At 71.3% G+C, this 15,477-nt stretch carries 16 protein-coding genes; 6 read left to right on the top strand and 10 right to left on the bottom strand.

Annotated features, from left to right (window positions below; translation table 11 throughout):
- Window positions 1–11: 11 nt before the first annotated feature.
- The 4 genes from LVO85_RS05990 to LVO85_RS05975 all read right to left on the bottom strand — a co-directional run bounded on the left by LVO85_RS05990 (window position 12) and on the right by LVO85_RS05975 (window position 3,978).
- A complete protein-coding gene (locus tag LVO85_RS05990) occupies window positions 12–1,283 on the bottom strand; it encodes a cell division protein PerM (protein ID WP_232746498.1) in 1,272 nt (423 codons plus the stop codon).
- A 113-nt stretch (window positions 1,284–1,396) separates the two neighbouring features.
- On the bottom strand, window positions 1,397–2,290 hold the full coding sequence (gene sucD / locus LVO85_RS05985; RefSeq protein ID WP_232746497.1) for a succinate--CoA ligase subunit alpha: 894 nt from the start codon (window positions 2,288–2,290) through the stop codon (window positions 1,397–1,399).
- Between the two features lie 18 nt (window positions 2,291–2,308).
- On the bottom strand, window positions 2,309–3,505 hold the full coding sequence (gene sucC, locus LVO85_RS05980) for an ADP-forming succinate--CoA ligase subunit beta (RefSeq protein ID WP_232746496.1): 1,197 nt from the start codon (window positions 3,503–3,505) through the stop codon (window positions 2,309–2,311).
- A 65-nt stretch (window positions 3,506–3,570) separates the two neighbouring features.
- Window positions 3,571–3,978 (bottom strand): cobalamin B12-binding domain-containing protein, encoded by a 408-nt coding sequence (locus LVO85_RS05975; protein WP_232746495.1) that lies wholly within the window; start codon window positions 3,976–3,978, stop codon window positions 3,571–3,573.
- A 232-nt stretch (window positions 3,979–4,210) separates the two neighbouring features.
- Between LVO85_RS05975 and LVO85_RS16965 the strand changes: the two genes are divergently transcribed.
- Window positions 4,211–5,116: a M23 family metallopeptidase gene (locus LVO85_RS16965; protein ID WP_232746494.1), complete on the top strand. Its 906-nt coding sequence runs from the start codon at window positions 4,211–4,213 to the stop codon at window positions 5,114–5,116.
- On the opposite strand, the gene pcrA is transcribed toward LVO85_RS16965, so the two are convergent.
- Window positions 5,117–7,519: a DNA helicase PcrA gene (gene pcrA / locus LVO85_RS05965; RefSeq protein WP_232746493.1), complete on the bottom strand. Its 2,403-nt coding sequence runs from the start codon at window positions 7,517–7,519 to the stop codon at window positions 5,117–5,119.
- On the opposite strand from pcrA, the gene LVO85_RS05960 reads away from it, so the two are divergent.
- Genes LVO85_RS05960 through LVO85_RS05950 form a run of 3 tightly spaced genes read left to right on the top strand, consistent with a single transcriptional unit; the run spans window position 7,518 to window position 8,859 of the window.
- Entirely contained in the window at window positions 7,518–8,063 is a 546-nt protein-coding gene (locus LVO85_RS05960) for a GNAT family N-acetyltransferase (RefSeq protein ID WP_232746492.1), read from the top strand. The two genes, pcrA and LVO85_RS05960, sit on opposite strands and share 2 nt — an antisense overlap.
- A complete protein-coding gene (locus LVO85_RS05955) occupies window positions 8,060–8,455 on the top strand; it encodes a hypothetical protein (RefSeq protein WP_232746491.1) in 396 nt (131 codons plus the stop codon). Before LVO85_RS05960 ends, LVO85_RS05955 begins: the two co-directional genes overlap by 4 nt.
- On the top strand, window positions 8,452–8,859 hold the full coding sequence (locus LVO85_RS05950; RefSeq protein ID WP_232746490.1) for a hypothetical protein: 408 nt from the start codon (window positions 8,452–8,454) through the stop codon (window positions 8,857–8,859). The genes LVO85_RS05955 and LVO85_RS05950 overlap by 4 nt, the downstream gene beginning before the upstream one ends.
- Here the strand turns inward: LVO85_RS05950 and LVO85_RS05945 are convergent.
- Both LVO85_RS05945 and LVO85_RS05940 read right to left on the bottom strand, forming a co-directional pair.
- Window positions 8,828–9,196 carry a hypothetical protein gene (locus tag LVO85_RS05945; protein WP_232746489.1) on the bottom strand — a complete coding sequence of 123 codons (369 nt, stop codon included), beginning with the start codon at window positions 9,194–9,196 and terminating at the stop codon, window positions 8,828–8,830. The genes LVO85_RS05950 and LVO85_RS05945 overlap by 32 nt on opposite strands.
- A gap of 15 nt (window positions 9,197–9,211) precedes the next feature.
- Complete coding sequence (locus tag LVO85_RS05940; protein WP_232746488.1) at window positions 9,212–9,820, bottom strand: NUDIX hydrolase; 609 nt, start codon at window positions 9,818–9,820, stop codon at window positions 9,212–9,214.
- A gap of 140 nt (window positions 9,821–9,960) precedes the next feature.
- Between LVO85_RS05940 and LVO85_RS05935 the strand changes: the two genes are divergently transcribed.
- Window positions 9,961–11,055 (top strand): lysylphosphatidylglycerol synthase transmembrane domain-containing protein, encoded by a 1,095-nt coding sequence (locus tag LVO85_RS05935; RefSeq protein WP_232746487.1) that lies wholly within the window; start codon window positions 9,961–9,963, stop codon window positions 11,053–11,055.
- Here the strand turns inward: LVO85_RS05935 and LVO85_RS05930 are convergent.
- The 3 genes from LVO85_RS05930 to LVO85_RS05920 all read right to left on the bottom strand — a co-directional run bounded on the left by LVO85_RS05930 (window position 11,036) and on the right by LVO85_RS05920 (window position 13,665).
- Complete coding sequence (locus LVO85_RS05930; protein WP_232746486.1) at window positions 11,036–11,776, bottom strand: type 1 glutamine amidotransferase; 741 nt, start codon at window positions 11,774–11,776, stop codon at window positions 11,036–11,038. The two genes, LVO85_RS05935 and LVO85_RS05930, sit on opposite strands and share 20 nt — an antisense overlap.
- On the bottom strand, window positions 11,773–13,023 hold the full coding sequence (locus LVO85_RS05925) for a MurT ligase domain-containing protein (protein WP_232746846.1): 1,251 nt from the start codon (window positions 13,021–13,023) through the stop codon (window positions 11,773–11,775). Before LVO85_RS05925 ends, LVO85_RS05930 begins: the two co-directional genes overlap by 4 nt.
- Window positions 13,024–13,254: 231 nt before the next feature.
- Window positions 13,255–13,665, bottom strand: coding sequence for a hypothetical protein (locus LVO85_RS05920; protein WP_232746485.1), 411 nt, complete (start codon window positions 13,663–13,665; stop codon window positions 13,255–13,257).
- A 683-nt stretch (window positions 13,666–14,348) separates the two neighbouring features.
- On the opposite strand from LVO85_RS05920, the gene LVO85_RS05915 reads away from it, so the two are divergent.
- Window positions 14,349–15,038 (top strand): tyrosine-type recombinase/integrase, encoded by a 690-nt coding sequence (locus tag LVO85_RS05915; protein WP_232746484.1) that lies wholly within the window; start codon window positions 14,349–14,351, stop codon window positions 15,036–15,038.
- Window positions 15,039–15,477: the final 439 nt, after the last annotated feature.

Genomic DNA, 15,477 nt, shown 5'->3' with positions numbered 1-15,477 from the left:
TCCCCCCGTGCTCAGAGGCGACGCCGGGCGAGATGAAGGACGGTGACGGCCACCACGGCTCCGACGAGCAGCTGGCCCAGGAGTGCCGCCGTCACGCCCACCGGGTCGACCCCCACGGTGCCGAGCAGACCAGGGGTCAGCCCACCGCTGGACAGCCAGCTCAGCACGAGCACGGCGACGGCGACCCACGCCGAGGCCGCGAGGGCCACCTGGGCCTTTGTCCACCACGAGGCCAGGCGTGGTGCCGACCGGGCACCACGGAACCCCAGCCACACGCCCGCCAGGACCGGGACCGCGCCGAAGGCCCACATGGCTGCCGGCATCGGACCCGGCTCGGGCAGCGTCGCCAGGACAGGGATCAGCGGGAGGTCCCCTCCGGTGACACCGGCCCAGCTGACATGCACCGTGCCGACGCTCACCCCGGAGCCGACCAGCCAGGCCAGAGCCCACAGCATCACGTTGGGCAGCAGCAGCAGCTGCCCCAGGGTCATGACGGCCACGCCCACACCACCGGCGTCCAGCGCCGTCGTGAGCGTCAGCACCCGGTCGACCCGCACCACGAGCAGCACGACGACCACGAGCAGCGAGGCCACCATGAGCCCGGCCAGGGCCTCGCCCGCGGGCGCCAGCCCTCGACGGACCAGCACAGGGATGCGCGCGGCGACCCAGCGCAGGGCGCGGTCGACGGTGGGGTGCTCCTGACGACGGTGCTCACGCACCAGGGCCAGGACGATGCCTGTCGTGGCCACCAGCACCAGCCCGGGAAGCAGGGGGACGACCGGGACGGGCGCCTGCCCCAGCCCGGTGAGGAGGGCCAGGACCACGCCGAACCCGACGTAGCCGAGCACGAAGATGACGAGCTCGGTGGCGCGCAGCGCCTGCCACGCACCGGCGAGCCCGCCGATGCGCGTCGGTCCCGAGGCGGAGGGCGGGTCGGCGAGCACCTGGCGCACGGCATACCTGGTGAGCAGCACCGCGGCTCCGGTCAGCACCAGCGGGGCCAGCCGCACGGAGACCTCAGGAGTGGTGACCACACCGTGGTGGGCCAGAGCCCAGACATCCCCGGCGATCCCCATCGCCGGCCACATCGGGACCGTGCTCATCGGGTCGGCCAGCCAGGCGAGCAGCACCGGCACGGCGACGAGCAGCCACCCGACGAGGCCGGCCATCGCACCGGCGGCCAGCGCCAGCGCGACGGCACGGGCCCGTGCGGCCAGCGAGGGTCTCGGCGCGCCGGGGCTGGTCCGGTCGCGGACGGCGGCGATGCGTTCCTGGACAGTCATGACGGGACCATGGTCACCTTCCCTGCCGAAGGTGGCGGGGAGGCGCACCGAGGGCCAAACAAAATTTCCGTCCGGCCCTGCGGGTCGTGGGTGCCGGCGGAGCCGGCCCGGGCTCAGCCCTGCAGCCCCCGCACGATCTCGTGGAGCAGCTCCGCGGTCTGCGACGGCGTCTTGCCGACCCGCACGCCGGCGGCCTCGAGCGCCTCCTTCTTGGCCTCTGCCGTGCCGGAGGACCCCGAGACGATGGCACCCGCGTGGCCCATCGTCTTCCCCTCGGGTGCGGTGAACCCTGCGACGTAGCCGACGACCGGCTTGGTCACGTGCTCGCGGATGTAGTCGGCGGCACGCTCCTCGGCGTCCCCGCCGATCTCACCGATCATCACGATGGCCAGGGTGTCCGGGTCCTCCTCGAACGCCTTCAGACAGTCGATGTGCGTGGTGCCGATGACCGGGTCTCCCCCGATGCCGACGCAGCTGGTGAACCCGACGTCGCGCAGCTCGAACATCATCTGGTAGGTGAGCGTGCCCGACTTGGACACCAGACCGATCGGCCCCGCCTTGGTGATGTCGGCCGGGATGATGCCGGCGTTGGACTGTCCGGGGCTGATGAGGCCCGGACAGTTGGGGCCGACCAGGCGGGTGGTGCCCGCCTGTGCTGCGTAGGTGTAGAGCTCCGCGGTGTCCTTGACCGGCACCCCCTCGGTGATGACCACCGCGAGCGGGATGCCCGCGTCCACGGCCTCCACGACGGCACCCTTCGTGAACTTGGCCGGGACGAAGATCACCGTCACGTCGGCACCGGTGGCCTCCACGGCCTCGGCCACGGAGCCGAAGACAGGCACCTGCACGCCGTCCTCGAAGTCGACGGTCTGGCCGCCCTTGCCGGGGGTCACACCGCCCACGATGCTGGTGCCGGAGCGCAGCATGCGCTGGGTGTGCTTGCGCCCCTCGGAGCCGGTCATGCCCTGGACGATGACCTTGGAGTCGGAGTCGAGAAAGATCGCCATGTGTGTAGTCCTTCGTCCTCAGCTGTTCGTGGTGACGGCGAGCTCGGCGGCCTTGCGCGCCGCACCGTCCATCGTGTCGGCCAGGGTCACCAGCGGGTGACCGGCCTCGGTCAGGATGCGTCGCCCCTCCTCGACGTTGTTGCCGTCGAGACGGACGACCAGCGGCTTGGTCTCCTTGTCGCCCAGCATCTCCAGAGCCTGGACGATGCCGTTGGCCACCGCGTCGCAGGAGGTGATGCCACCGAAGACGTTGACGAACACCGACCGCACCTGCTCGTCACCCAGGATGACGTCGAGGCCGTCGGCCATCACCTCCGCCGAGGCACCTCCGCCGATGTCGAGGAAGTTGGCCGGGCGCGCCAGCACCCCGTCGACCTCGCCGAGGTCCTCGCCGGCGTAGGCCACGACGTCGAGGGTGGACATGACCAGCCCCGCGCCGTTGCCGATGATGCCGACGTTGCCGTCGAGCTTGACGTAGTTGAGCCCCTTCTCCTTGGCCTTCGCCTCGAGCGGGTCCGCCGACGCGGCGTCCACGAGCTCGGCGCGGTCCGGGTGGCGGAAGTCGGCGTTGTCGTCCAGGCTGACCTTGCCGTCCAGCGCCAGGATCGCGCCGTCCTCGGTCTTGACCAGCGGGTTGACCTCGACGAGCGTCGCGTCCTCGGCCTCGTAGACCTTCCAGAGCTGCTGCAGGACGTCGGCGATGGCGTCCTGGTCGGTGGTGAAGCCCGCCTGCTGCACGATCTCGGCTGCTGTCGCGGCGTCGATGCCGACCAGCGGGTCGACCGGCACCCGGGCCAGCGCCTCGGGCCGCTCGACCGCGAGCTGCTCGATCTCCACGCCACCCTCCTTGCTGCACATCGCCAGCAGGGTGCGGTTGGCCCGGTCCAGCAGCAGCGAGACGTAGTACTCCTCCGCGATCCGGGCCCCCTGGGCGATCATCACGGTGCCCACGGTGTGGCCCTTGATGTCCATGCCCAGGATCTGCTCTGCGGCCTCGGTGGCCTCCTGCGGGGAGCGGGCCAGCTTGACGCCGCCGGCCTTGCCCCGCCCGCCGGTCTTGACCTGTGCCTTGACGACGACCACGCCGCCGCTGGCGGCCCCGACCCGCTCGGCGACCGCCGCTGCCTCGGCCGGGTCGGTGACGACCTCAGCCGGCAGGACGGGCACACCGTGCGCCTCGAACATGTCGCGTGCTTGGTACTCGAACAGATCCACGTGTCAGCTTCCCATCGTTATGTCGGTGGAGGTGGTCCCGAGCGCACAGGGCGCTGCGGACCGGATCACGCGCGGGCCCGGGCCAGGTGCTCGTGCACCCACCCCGTGATCTCCCCGGTCGTCGCCCCGGGCGTGAAGATCTGGGCGACCCCCATCTCCTGCAGGAGCGGGATGTCGGCCTCCGGGATGATCCCGCCGCCGAAGACGACGATGTCGGAGGCGTCCCGTGCGGCGAGCAGGTCGATGACCTTGCGGAAGAGGGTCATGTGGGCGCCGGAGAGGACGGACAGGCCGACCGCGTCGGCGTCCTCCTGGATGGCGGCCTCGACGATCTGCTCGGGGGTCTGGTGCAGCCCGGTGTAGATGACCTCGACCCCCGCGTCACGCAGAGCCCGGGCCACCACCTTGGCGCCCCGGTCGTGCCCGTCGAGACCGGGCTTGGCGACGACCACGCGCAACGGTGAGTTGGTCATGCAGCGCAGGTTAGCGCACTCACGACGAGCCGCGACCGCTCGCACCGGCGGCTCACCCGGCCCGCCGGGGCCGTCCACATGCTCGGTCCGGGCCTTGGGTGAGACGCGCGGTTGCGCTAGCCTCGGTGGCCCGACGACCGCACCCTGCCGTGGTCGACGGATGCCCGTGCTGACCCGACCCTGGAGTCCCCCTGTGTCCTCGCGTCGAACCGGACGTCACCGCTGCGTCGCCGTGACCCCGGACGACGCCCTGGCCAAGGACGACCTCACCCGGCGGGAGTACCGCGCGCTCGTCCAGCAGAGGCCCGGTCACGTCCCGGAGCACCGCACCTCGCCCCGGCGCCGCCGTCGGGAGCACCTGAGGCGGCGACGCCGGCAGCATCTCCTCGGCCGGGTGGCGCCCACCCTCGCCACGGCCGCGCTCGTCCTCGGCACCGGCACGGTGGTCGCCTCGCAGCAGACCGGCCTGGCCGCCGGCTCCGCGGAGGCGGCCCTGCCGTCCGCCCAGGTGGTCTCCTCCGGCAGTGGCGGGCAGCCCGCCCGGGTTGCCGTCGCGGCACCGGACCCCCGCGCCCAGGGTGCGTCGCGCTCCCAGGCCCGCCCCGCGCTGGCCGTCGTCGCCGCTGTCGCCGCCGACGTCACCGCGGCCCGCTCCGAGCTGCACGCCGGCGTCCGCGCGCACGCGGCCGTGGCCGCCACCACCGCGTCGACAGCAGCCGCGACGAGCGAGACGCTCGACGGGGCGCGGTGGCGGGAGTCGTTCCACCCTCCGATCACCGACGCCTCGGTGACCTCCGACTACGGCCCACGCTGGGGTCGCATGCACCAGGGGATCGACTTCGGCGCTCAGACGGGCCACCCCTTGCACGCCGTCGCCGACGCCGTGGTCACGACGGCCGGCTACAACAGCGGGCTCGGCTACCACGTCCGGCTCACCCTCACCGACGGGACCGTGGTGTCCTACGGCCACCTCTCCCGCGTCCTCGTCGAGCGCGGTCAGCGGGTCGACGCCGGTGACATCGTGGGCCGGGTGGGCAGCTCGGGACTGAGCACCGGGGCCCACCTGCACCTCGAGGTGTGGCAGGACGGGGAGCCTGTCGACCCACGACCGTGGCTCGTCGAGCGCGGCCTGCTCTGATCAGAGCTTCTCCAGCGGCGCGTAGCGCAGCAGCAGCCGCTTGACGCCCGTGCTGCCGAAGTCGACATGCGCCATGGTGTTGTCGCCCGCTCCTTCCACCCGCACCACGGTGCCCAGCCCGAAGCTGTCGTGTGTGACCCGGTCACCGGATGCCACGGACACCAGCGCCTCGGGACGAGGACCCCGGGGCCGCGAGCCCCGCGGGTCCAGACGGACCACGCCGGGGCTGCTCGAGGCACTCGGCCTGCCCCGCACGCTCGCACGGTCGGCGTCCGAGCGCTCCCACGTGACCAGCTCGTGGGGGATCTCGTCCAGGAACCTCGACGCAGGGTTCCACTGCGGCGAGCCGAAGGCGGCCCGGCTGCCCGCCCGGCTCAGGAACAGCCGCTGCCGCGCCCGGGTGATCCCGACGTAGGCCAGACGCCGCTCCTCCTCCAGCTCCGACGGCTCGTTGAGGGACCGGACGTGCGGGAAGGTGCCGTCCTCGAGCCCGGTCAGGAAGACGACGGGGAACTCCAGCCCCTTGGCCGTGTGCAGGGTCATCAGCGTCACCACACCGGCGCCGGCACCGGGCTCGCCGTCGGGGATCTCGTCGGCGTCGGCGACGAGGGACACCTGCTCGAGGAACTCCACGAGGGTGCCGTCGGGGTAGGAGTCGTCGAACTCCTTGGCGACGGCGACGAGCTCGGCGAGGTTCTCGACGCGGGACTCGTCCTGGGGGTCGGTGCTGGCCCGCAGCTGGTCCAGGTAGCCCGAGCGGTGCAGCACGGCCTCCACCAGGTCGGCGACCCCGGTGCCCGGGTCGGCTGCCAGCTCCTGGAGGCCCTCGAGCAGCGCGGTGAAGCCCCGGATCGCCGTGACCGACCGGGACACGATGCCCGGAGCGTCCTCGGGACGTCCCAGGGCCGCGACGAAGGGGATCCGTTCGCGCTCGGCGAGCGAGGCGATGCTGCCTTCGGCGCGGTCCCCGATCCCCCGCTTGGGGACGTTCAGGACCCGTCGCAGGTTGACGTCGTCGGTGGGGTTCGCGACCACCCTCAGGTAGGCCAGCGCGTCCTTGATCTCTCGCCGCTCGTAGAACCGCGTCCCCCCGACCACCTTGTAGGGAAGTCCGGTGCGCACGAGGACCTCCTCCAGTGCGCGGGACTGGGCGTTGGTCCGGTAGAAGACCGCCACGTCCCCCGGTCGGACGCCGTGCGCGTCGCCGAGCGCGTCGATGCGGCCCGCGACGAAGGAGGCCTCGTCCCGCTCGTCGTCGGCCACGTAGCCGACGATCGCGTCCCCGTCACCCTCCTCGGTCCACAGCCTCTTGTCCCGGCGGGTGGTGTTGCGTGCGATGACCGCGTTGGCCGCCCGCAGGATGGTGGACGTGGAGCGGTAGTTCTGCTCCAGCAGGATCGTGCGCGCCTGCGGGTAGTCCTGCTCGAACTCGATGATGTTGCGGATCGTCGCACCACGGAAGGCGTAGATGGACTGGTCGGCGTCGCCGACCACGGCGAGCTCTGCCGGGGCCGTCCCGGTGTCGTCGCCCTCGTGCCCGACGAGCTCCTTGATCAGGACGTACTGCGCGTGGTTGGTGTCCTGGTACTCGTCGACCAGCACGTGGCGGAAGCGTCGGCGGTAGTGCTCCCGCACGAGGGGGAAGGCCTGCAGCATGGTCACCGTCATCATGATGATGTCGTCGAAGTCGAGGGCGTTGGCCTGCCTCAGCCGCTGCTGGTAGAGCCGGTAGGCGTCGGCCACGGTGCGCTCGTAGTGGTTGCTGCCCACCTGGGCAGCGAAGTCCTCGGGGTCCAGCAGCTCGTTCTTGGCGGCCGACACCTTGGCCGTGAACGCGCGTGCGGGGTAGCGCTTGGGGTCGAGGTCCAGGTCACGGATCACCATCGACATGAGCCGCTGGCTGTCCGCCGCGTCGTAGATGGAGAACGAGGACCGCAGGCCGACGGTGGCGGCCTCCTTGCGGAGGATGCGCACGCATGCGGAGTGGAAGGTCGAGACCCACATGGCGCGCGCCCGGGGGCCCACCAGGGCCTCCACCCGCTCTCGCATCTCGGCGGCCGCCTTGTTGGTGAAGGTGATGGCCAGGATCTGCCCGGGCTGGGCGCCACGCTCCCCCAGCAGGTGGGCGATGCGGTGGGTGAGCACCCGCGTCTTGCCCGACCCCGCCCCGGCGACGATCAGCAGCGGGCTGCCTGCGTGGACCACGGCCTCGCGCTGCGGGGGGTTGAGCCCGGCGAGCAGGTCCTCCGTCGAGGTCGCCGCCCTGCTGCGGGAGGGGACGTCGGCGAAGCCCGGCGCCGGGGAGTCGCCCGCGCGTGCCCACGCAGGCAGGCCGCTGTCGTCCACCTCGGTCCGGGAGGTGCTGGAGACGGGCAGGGGGACGTCGTCGAAGAGGCTGCTCATGTCCGTCCCATTCTACGGTCGGGTCCCGACAGGAGCCCGCGAGCCGCGGCATACCCTGGACCTCGTGATCCGCGCCGCTGAACCAGCCGACCTGCCCCAGATCCTCGACCTGGTCCGCGAGCTCGCGGCCTACGAGCGCGAGCCGGAGGCGGTGACCGGCACGGTCGAGAGCTACGGCTCGTGCCTCTTCCCCGACGGCGGCTCCCCGACGGCGTGGGCTCACGTGGCCGAGGTCGAGGGGCGGGTGGTCGGCATCGCCGTGTGGTTCCTGACCTTCTCCACCTGGACCGGCCGCAACGGCGTGTGGCTGGAGGACCTCTACGTCTCCCCCGCGCACCGCGGGGAGGGGCTGGGTGCGGCCCTGATGGCGGCCCTGGCCAAGATCTGTGTCGAGCGCGGCTACCCGCGCATGGAGTGGACGGTGCTGGACTGGAACGAGCCGGCGCTGGAGGTCTACCGTTACCTGGGCGCCGTCCCGATGCACGAGTGGACCACCCAGCGGCTGACCGGAGACGCGCTGCGCACCCTGGGCGGCCGAGCGTGAACGAGCCCGCCGGCACCGGCTACCTCGACGTCTGGACCGGGATCTCGCTGGCGCTCGGGCTGGTCGTCGCCGGCATCTGCGGCGTCGCGGCCCTCCGCGGACGGCCGCCGGGCCGGGTCACCGTCGGGGCGACCCTGGTGCTGCAGGCCGTCCTGCTGGCCTACACCGTGCGCTACCTCGTCGTCTCGCTCCAGGGCCAGTCGCCCGTCGGTCCGGTCTGGGAGCTGTGGGCCTACCTCGTCACGGTCGTGCTCCTCCCCGCCGTCGGGCTGCTATGGGCCAGGGACGAGCACACCCGCTGGGGGACCCTCGTGCTGGCTGCAGCCGCGTTCATCGCCGCCGTGATGTGCGGGCGGGTCGCACAGATCTGGGCCGGGGTCGGCTTCTCGTGAACCCGGACCACCGCCGGCACGGCCCGGGCAAGGTCATCCTCGTCCTCTACGTCGTCTTCGTCATCGGCTCGGTCTCGCGCGCCGGCTACCAGATCCTGACCCGCTGGGAGGAGGCACCCCTGGCCTACGGGCTGTCCGCGTTCGCGGCGGCGGTCTACGTCGTGGCCACCGTCTCGCTGGCCCTGCCCGGGGACCGCGCATGGTGGCTCAGCGTCACGACGATCAGCATCGAGCTGGCAGGGGTGCTGATCGTGGGGCTGTGGAGCGTGCTGGACCCCGCGGCGTTCCCCGACGCCACGGTATGGTCCCGGTTCGGCCAGGGCTACCTCTACATCCCGCTCGTGCTGCCCGTGATCGGGCTCTGGTGGCTCCTCAGCCCCAGAGGACGGCCACCAGCACGTTGAGGGCGGCGAGGGCCCCGGCGGCGTGCACCAGGCCGGGGGCAGCGGACCCGCGCTTGCGAGCGCGCGCCGCGGCGATCTCGGCCACGGCCACGACCACCAGCGACACCGCCAGCTTGACGCCCACCTTCGCGTGGTCGTAGTCGTAGTCGAGCACGGCCTCACCCAGACCGACGATGACCAGCCCGGTGAGCAGCTGCACGCGGGCCCCCCACAGCATCACCGGTCCCGGCCCCCCGGAGCGGTCGCCACCGGTGCCCGCCACGACCAGGTAGCCGCCCACCAGCGCCGCCATACCGAAGAGGTGCAGTGCCACGACCAGGGAGTAGATGAGGTCCATGCCGGACAGGGTAGGTCACCCCAGGACCCGCTGGACCAGCGGGACCGCCCACGGCTGCAGCCTCCTGGAGGCGAGCACATCCACGGGCACCCAGTCTGCGCTGTCGGTCGACCCGCCGACGTCGTGCACCACCGTGGGGCCGGGCTGCGGGCAGTCGGCGACGTAGACCAGGCGCACCGCGTGGAAGTCCTCCCACCGGCCACCGGGCGAGCGCCCGGTCCAGTGGGCCGAGTCGACGGCCAGCTCCTCCCTGAGGTGCACCCACTGCCCCGTCTCCTCCCAGACCTCCCGCAGCACTGCCGCCCCCGGGTCCTCGCCGTCGTCGATCCCGCCTCCCGGGAGGCCCCAGAGCTCCGGTGCCCCCGTGAAGCTCGTCAGCAGCAGGCTGGGCGTCCCACGGTGCCGGGCCACGACGACTGCGTATGCCGCGACGCGCTGGAAGGGGTGCGGCCGCGGAGCCGGCAGTACGGCATACCGGATCACGGTGCGCCCGTGCTCGTGGTGGGCCCCGGTCCAGCGCCCCTGCCAGCCCGCGCCGCTGAGCACCGTCTCCGGGTCGGCGCCATGCGGGAGGTCGACCTCGTGGACGACCTCACCACTGCCGTCGACGGCACGGATGCGCACCCTGCTCACCTCGCGGTCCGCCCGTCCTCGATCCTCACCCCGACAGCCTGCCACGACGGGTAAGGTGCCTGAGTGCTCCGTACGCCTGCTGCGCCGACCCGGCCGCGGGACGGACACCGTCGCATCGGGAGGGGGGACGGGTGAGAAGGCCCGGCTGGAAGGAGCTGCTGCAGTCGGTCGTCGGCTTCGCGATCGCGATCGTGCTGGTCACCTACGCCCTCCCTGCGGTGACCGGCACCACCTGGCCGCAGATCGGCACGCAGCTGCGTCGCGTCGGCACCGGGCCGGCCGTGCTGATGTTCGTCCTGCTCATGGTGGGCCTGCTCTGCTACACGTTCACCCTGATCGCCTCGCTGCCGGGGCTGACCAACCTGCGGGCCCTGATCGTCAACGCCGCCGGGACGATGGTGAGCACCATCCTGCCCGGGGGCGGGGCCGTCGGGGTCGCGCTCACCTACATGATGTACCGGTCCTGGGGCTTCAGCCGGCGCAACATCTCGACCTCGATCGTGGTGACCTCGATCTGGAACATCCTGTCGCGTCTGGCGCTCCCGGTGCTCGCGGCGGTGGTCATCGTCTGGTGGACCGCGGACGCGCCGGATGCCCTGGTGTCGGTGGCCGTCGTCGCAGGGGTGGTCGGCACCGTCATCATCGCGCTGTTCGTGGCCGTGCTCTTCAACGACACCGTCGCCGGCGTCGCCCACCGGCTCGTCGGGAGCCTGACCCGGCCCCTGGCACGGCGGTGGCCGAGGGCGGCTCACTTCGAGCGGCTGCTGGCCGACCAGCGTGCCCGCACCGGCATCGTGGTGCGCACGGGGTGGGCGGGCATGACCTTCGGGCTCGTCGGGATGTTCGCCTGCTTCTTCGTGCTCTACGTCGTCTCGGCGCGCACGATGGGGCTGGACCTCGCGCTGCCGCAGCTGTTCGCGGCCTACGCCATCCGGCAGTTCCTCACCACGGTCGCGGTCACCCCCGGTGGGCTCGGGGTGACGGAGGTGGGCACGGCCGGTGTGCTCGTGGCGTTCGGCGGGGACCCGTCGGCAGCGGCGGCGACCGCCCTCCTCTACGCCATCTACACCCACCTGCTGCAGGTCCCGATCGGGCTGACGGCCTGGGGCGCCTGGTGGTTCGGTCCGCGGGACCGGCAGGCGCAGGGCCAGATCGCCTACGAGCTCCTGGACGACGTCGAGGAGGCCGAGGACGACCGCTCCCGGGTCATCGACGACGACCGGTGAGCCGCACCACCTGACGCTGGTGAGCCTCGTCGGCGATGCGGTCGTCGAGCTCCCCGGGCACGAACTCGCCCGTCACCCGCCGCGCCGCGATCTCCAGCAGGCCGTCCGCCAGGCGAGGGTTGGCCGGCAGGATGGGCCCGTGCAGGTAGCTGCCGACCACGTTGTGGGTGCGGGCGCCCTCGGTCCGGTCCTGGCCGTTGTTGCCCTCGCCGTGCAGCACCGAGCCGAAGGGCTGCTGGCCAGGCCCCAGCACCGTCGACCCGGAGTGGTTCTCGTAGCCCACCACGGTGCCGAAGTCGGTGTCGAGCACGACCGGCCCGATCATCCGGGTCCTGTTGCCCGTCGTCGTGACGTCCAGGACACCCAGGCCGGGCAGGCGCCGTCCCTCCACGGTGATGAAGGCCTCCCCGAACAGCTGGTACATCCCGCAGATCATCAGCATGGGCACGCCGTCCGCAGCGAGCTCGCGCAGCCGGTCGGCCTGACGGTCCAGGTCGTCCTGGACCCGCACCTGTCCGGAGTCCTGGCCACCTCCGCCGAGCACCAGGTGGGCCTGGGCGGGCCACCGCTCCCCCGGGTGGTGGCCATGCACGACCGGCTCGTAGCCGTGCCAGCGCAGCCGCGCCGCGAGGCACCGGGTGTTGCCCAGGTCGCCGTAGATGCTCATCTCCCGGGGGTACAGGTGGACCAGGTGGACCTCGCCCTTGTGGGCTGCGCTCATGCGTCCGGGTCCTCTCCGAAACGGGCCAGGTCGTAGCGCGTCGCCAGGCGCCGACGCAGGTGCATCATGGCCGTGTACGTGCAGAAGATGCGGGTCGGCTCGCCCCGGTGCAGGCCGAGGAAGGCATCCAGCGCGGTGTCCAGGTCCGCCTCGACCCGGTCGACCTCCACCGCGTCGTAGCGCAGCCGTAGCGCCATGTCCCAGGCCCGCACACCGGACGTCACGGAGACGCCCCTGTCCCGCAGGGACTCGAACGACACGTCGTAGAGCCACGACACGTCACGACCGTCGGCGTAGTTGTCGTTGATGGCGATCATCGTCGCCACGGGCTCGTTGCCGTACGTGCCGAGCGCCACCGTGAACCCGGCGGGGTTCTTGACCAGGACCAGCTCGAGCGGGGCGCCGTCGACGTCGATGACCTCACCCCGGCCGAAGGGCGGGTGCACCGCCTCGAGGGCCGACGAGGCCGTCGCGGCGTCCCAGTCTGGCCCGAGCAGCACCCGCGCCATGGTCGTGGCCGCCGTGGCGTTGATCATCGCCGCCAGCCCCCGCTGCCGTAGGGTGAGCGGCCCGACGTCGACGCCCCCCGGGAAGCGGATGGTGAAGGAGCGCTCGTCGTGCGGCAGCAGCAGCCCGTCCTGGTCGCCCAGGGTGGGCGCGTCCGCAGGGTCGTCGAAGCGGACGTCGGCCTCCTGGATCTCGGGCAGGCGGTCGGCGACCGCGGGGTCGACGGCGAACCACTGGACGCCGACGCCAGGAGCCAGCTGTCCCGCGATCCGTGAGACGAAGGCGTCGTCGGCGTTGAGCACCACGGCCTGGGTGGTCTGCTCCGCGAGCGTGGTGAGCAGCCGGGCGGTGTGGTCGATCTCGGCGAACCGGTCCAGCTGGTCGCGGGCGACGTTGAGCAGCAAGGCGTGGGTGGGCGCCACGACCTCGGCGAACTTGAGGGCATGCGCCTCGTCGAGCTCCAGGACCGCCACGTCGGCGTCCACCCGGCCGCTGATGCCGACCTCGCCCAGCAGCGCCGAGATCACCCCGCGGGTGAAGTTGCTGCCGGTCGGGTTGGTGAAGACGCGCAGCCCGTGCGCGCGCAGCAGCGCCACGACCATCTTCGTGGTGGTGGTCTTGCCGTTGGTGCCGCTCACCACGACGACGCCACGCGGCAAGGAGCCCAGGGTGTGCTGCAGGATCGCCGGGTCGACGCGCTCGGCGACCAGGCCGGGCAGCGCGGAGCCGCCACCTCGCATCCGGGACGCCACGCGAGCGGCCTTGCCGGCGGCGATCGCTCCACTGGTGCGCAGTCCGGCGATCACCCCCACGTGCTCGCCGCTCTCGTTCCGGGACCGATCCGCATGGGCGACACGCTACCGTCCGCCGCCGCGGCCCCGGCACCGAGGCACGCTGGTCGGCGCAGGACGAGCGGGCGTGGCTCCACCTGTCCGTCGACGGTGGGAGCCACGCCCGTCAGGGCCGGTCGACTACGCGCTGGGCACGCAGTGGGTGGTGTCGAGGTCGACAGGCTTGCCCTGGTGGTTGTAGCACGCCACGACGTAGGGGTCTCCACCACCGGTGGTCTCCATGGAGAAGCCCTCGCCGGCCGCAAGACGGTAGACGGTCTGCTCGCCGGGGTAGTAGACGTCCACCGTCCACTCCTGCTGCGGGTGCGACGCGGGCACACCGTAGTCCGTCCAGCCCTCGGTCCCGACGGTGCAGGTCCGGACCCGGTCACCGCCGGGACCCGAGTCGTCGTAGGTGCCGCCTGCTGCCAGGCACGCCGCCTCGTTGGCGGCCAGGTTCGCGCCGGGCTCGTGGTCATCCGCCGCGGCGGGTGCGGCCGCCAGCCCGAGGACCATCAAGGGTGCTGCGAGTGCTCCGAGAATGCGCTTCATGGCAGTTGCCTCCTCGCCGGTGTCACTCACCGGCCACGGTGTGGGAGGGGCCCCGTGTGGCCCGTCCCGGTGCGCGCACGAGACCCCACACCCCCGAGCCCCCGACGAGCCTCGTCCGACACAAGTGACCTTACTCACACCTCGGCGGTACCGCACTCGCACTGCCCCGCCCGATCCGTTGTGTCGCAGTCACTCCCACTCGCAAGTTCTAACAACAGTGCTTGGAGTACACTTTGAGATCTCCCGCCAGGACGAACAGCCCGCGCATATGCACGGGCAGAAAGGTTTTGGCGATGGGAGTTACTTCTATCTCGCTCGAAGCGGCGATCGAGCAGTACCTTCGCAACCGGTCCTCTCGGTGCGCGGCTACGACGGTCCGCAACGAGGGCCACGTGCTGCGTCGCTTCTCGTCTTGGTACGGGCCGTGTCAAGTCCGACACCTGCGAGCGGCACGTGTAGAGGAGTGGTTCGTCAGCCTGAGGTCTCAGCACCGGACGAGGGACAGACGCCTCCGGCCAGCGATCGGCGCTACGACGTACAACTACTACCGCACACGCCTGGCGATATTCTTCACATGGTGCACCCGCCAGGGTTGGCTCAAGAGTGATCTGTTGGCTGATGTGTGGCCGCTCCCGGTCACGAGGCGTCCCCGGCTCCGCCCCGACGCTTACGTCCTCAGCGAGTTGCCCACCCTGACGGACAATGCCCGTGACAGGGCGTACCTGACTCTGATCATCAACTCGGCCCTTCGGGCAGGCAGCGCGGCTCAGATCACGGTGGGGGACGTCGATCTGGACGGCGGCTGGCTGACCGTGAAGATCACTAAGACCTACGAGGTCGACCGCTTCCCGATCACAGCCGACCTGTCGCCTGAACTTGAGGGCTGGTTGCACGAGTACGCACTCACCATCGGCAGGCCGCTCAGGCAGTCGGACTACCTCTTTCCCGTGCGTGTCCCCAGCCGGTATGCCTGGGTCACGCTGGAGGACGGGACCAAGGAACGTCGCCACACTCCGTCATCCTGGGAACCCACCCGGCATGTGACCAAGACCGAGCGCATCGTTCAAGGCGCACTGAAGAAGGCGGGCTTGCCCACGAGGGGTGAAGGGACGCATACGATCCGCAGGGGGGTTGCTCGTGCCTACTTCGACATGCGCAGCCAGGTCGTGGGGTACGACGGGGCTCTACGAGACGTCAGCGCCATGCTGCACCACTCTAGTAGTGCCACCACGGAGAAGTACCTAGGCATGCAGGCCGAGCGGGAGCGCCGGGACAAGGTCTTGCGAGGTCAACCCTTCTTGTCGGCTATGACCGGGACGAGTGCCTCGGTGCTGCCCCTTCATCGCGCGGGGGCCTCTTCCCCCCACCAGTGAGCCCGTCGCGCGGCAACTCGGTCTGGGCGGGGCTGGCTGGGGTCACGGGGGTCCGGGTGCGTCCGGCCCTGTCCCTTTGCGGCAAGCACCGACTAAAGGCTGGACGGGGCACTCACGCTCCGCTCAGGGCCCCACAAGGCCCTGCGTGCCGACCCTCGGGAGCCAGCGTGAACTCCGAACACGCAACCACTAGTCCTTCTCTCCATCTTGATCACCTAGGTAGGACTTTCGACAAGTCGTTGATGTTGCCAAACGGATCCAGACACCGGCGATGCGGCGAACGACCGAGCCTGTGTCCGCATCGACCTTCTTGGCTTGATCACAGCACCGGAGAGGTCATCCAGGACCAACGTTGTCGTCGTCTGACCTGCGACCACTGCGTCCACACGCATGTCTTCCACACCAGCCTTGCGATCATCCTGGCCGAGCCCGAGCAGAT

This window comes from Ornithinimicrobium sediminis (genome assembly GCF_021272345.1).
Classification (GTDB): Bacteria; Actinomycetota; Actinomycetes; order Actinomycetales; family Dermatophilaceae; genus Ornithinicoccus; species Ornithinicoccus sediminis_B.
This window is presented reverse-complemented; position numbering and strand designations above follow the sequence as displayed.

Bases quoted from the DNA above. Each gene is read 5' to 3' on its own strand.
- LVO85_RS05945 (WP_232746489.1), bottom strand. From the start codon at position 9,196: ATGGACCTCATCTACTCCCTGGTCGTGGCACTGCACCTCTTCGGTATG.
- LVO85_RS05990 (WP_232746498.1), bottom strand. From the start codon at position 1,283: ATGACTGTCCAGGAACGCATCGCCGCCGTCCGCGACCGGACCAGCCCC.
- LVO85_RS05930 (WP_232746486.1), bottom strand. From the start codon at position 11,776: ATGAGCGCAGCCCACAAGGGCGAGGTCCACCTGGTCCACCTGTACCCC.
- LVO85_RS05975 (WP_232746495.1), bottom strand. From the start codon at position 3,978: ATGACCAACTCACCGTTGCGCGTGGTCGTCGCCAAGCCCGGTCTCGAC.
- LVO85_RS05960 (WP_232746492.1), top strand. From the start codon at position 7,518: ATGTCCGTCCCATTCTACGGTCGGGTCCCGACAGGAGCCCGCGAGCCG.
- sucD (WP_232746497.1), bottom strand. From the start codon at position 2,290: ATGGCGATCTTTCTCGACTCCGACTCCAAGGTCATCGTCCAGGGCATG.
- LVO85_RS05920 (WP_232746485.1), bottom strand. From the start codon at position 13,665: ATGAAGCGCATTCTCGGAGCACTCGCAGCACCCTTGATGGTCCTCGGG.
- LVO85_RS05925 (WP_232746846.1), bottom strand. From the start codon at position 13,023: ATGCGAGGTGGCGGCTCCGCGCTGCCCGGCCTGGTCGCCGAGCGCGTC.
- pcrA (WP_232746493.1), bottom strand. From the start codon at position 7,519: ATGAGCAGCCTCTTCGACGACGTCCCCCTGCCCGTCTCCAGCACCTCC.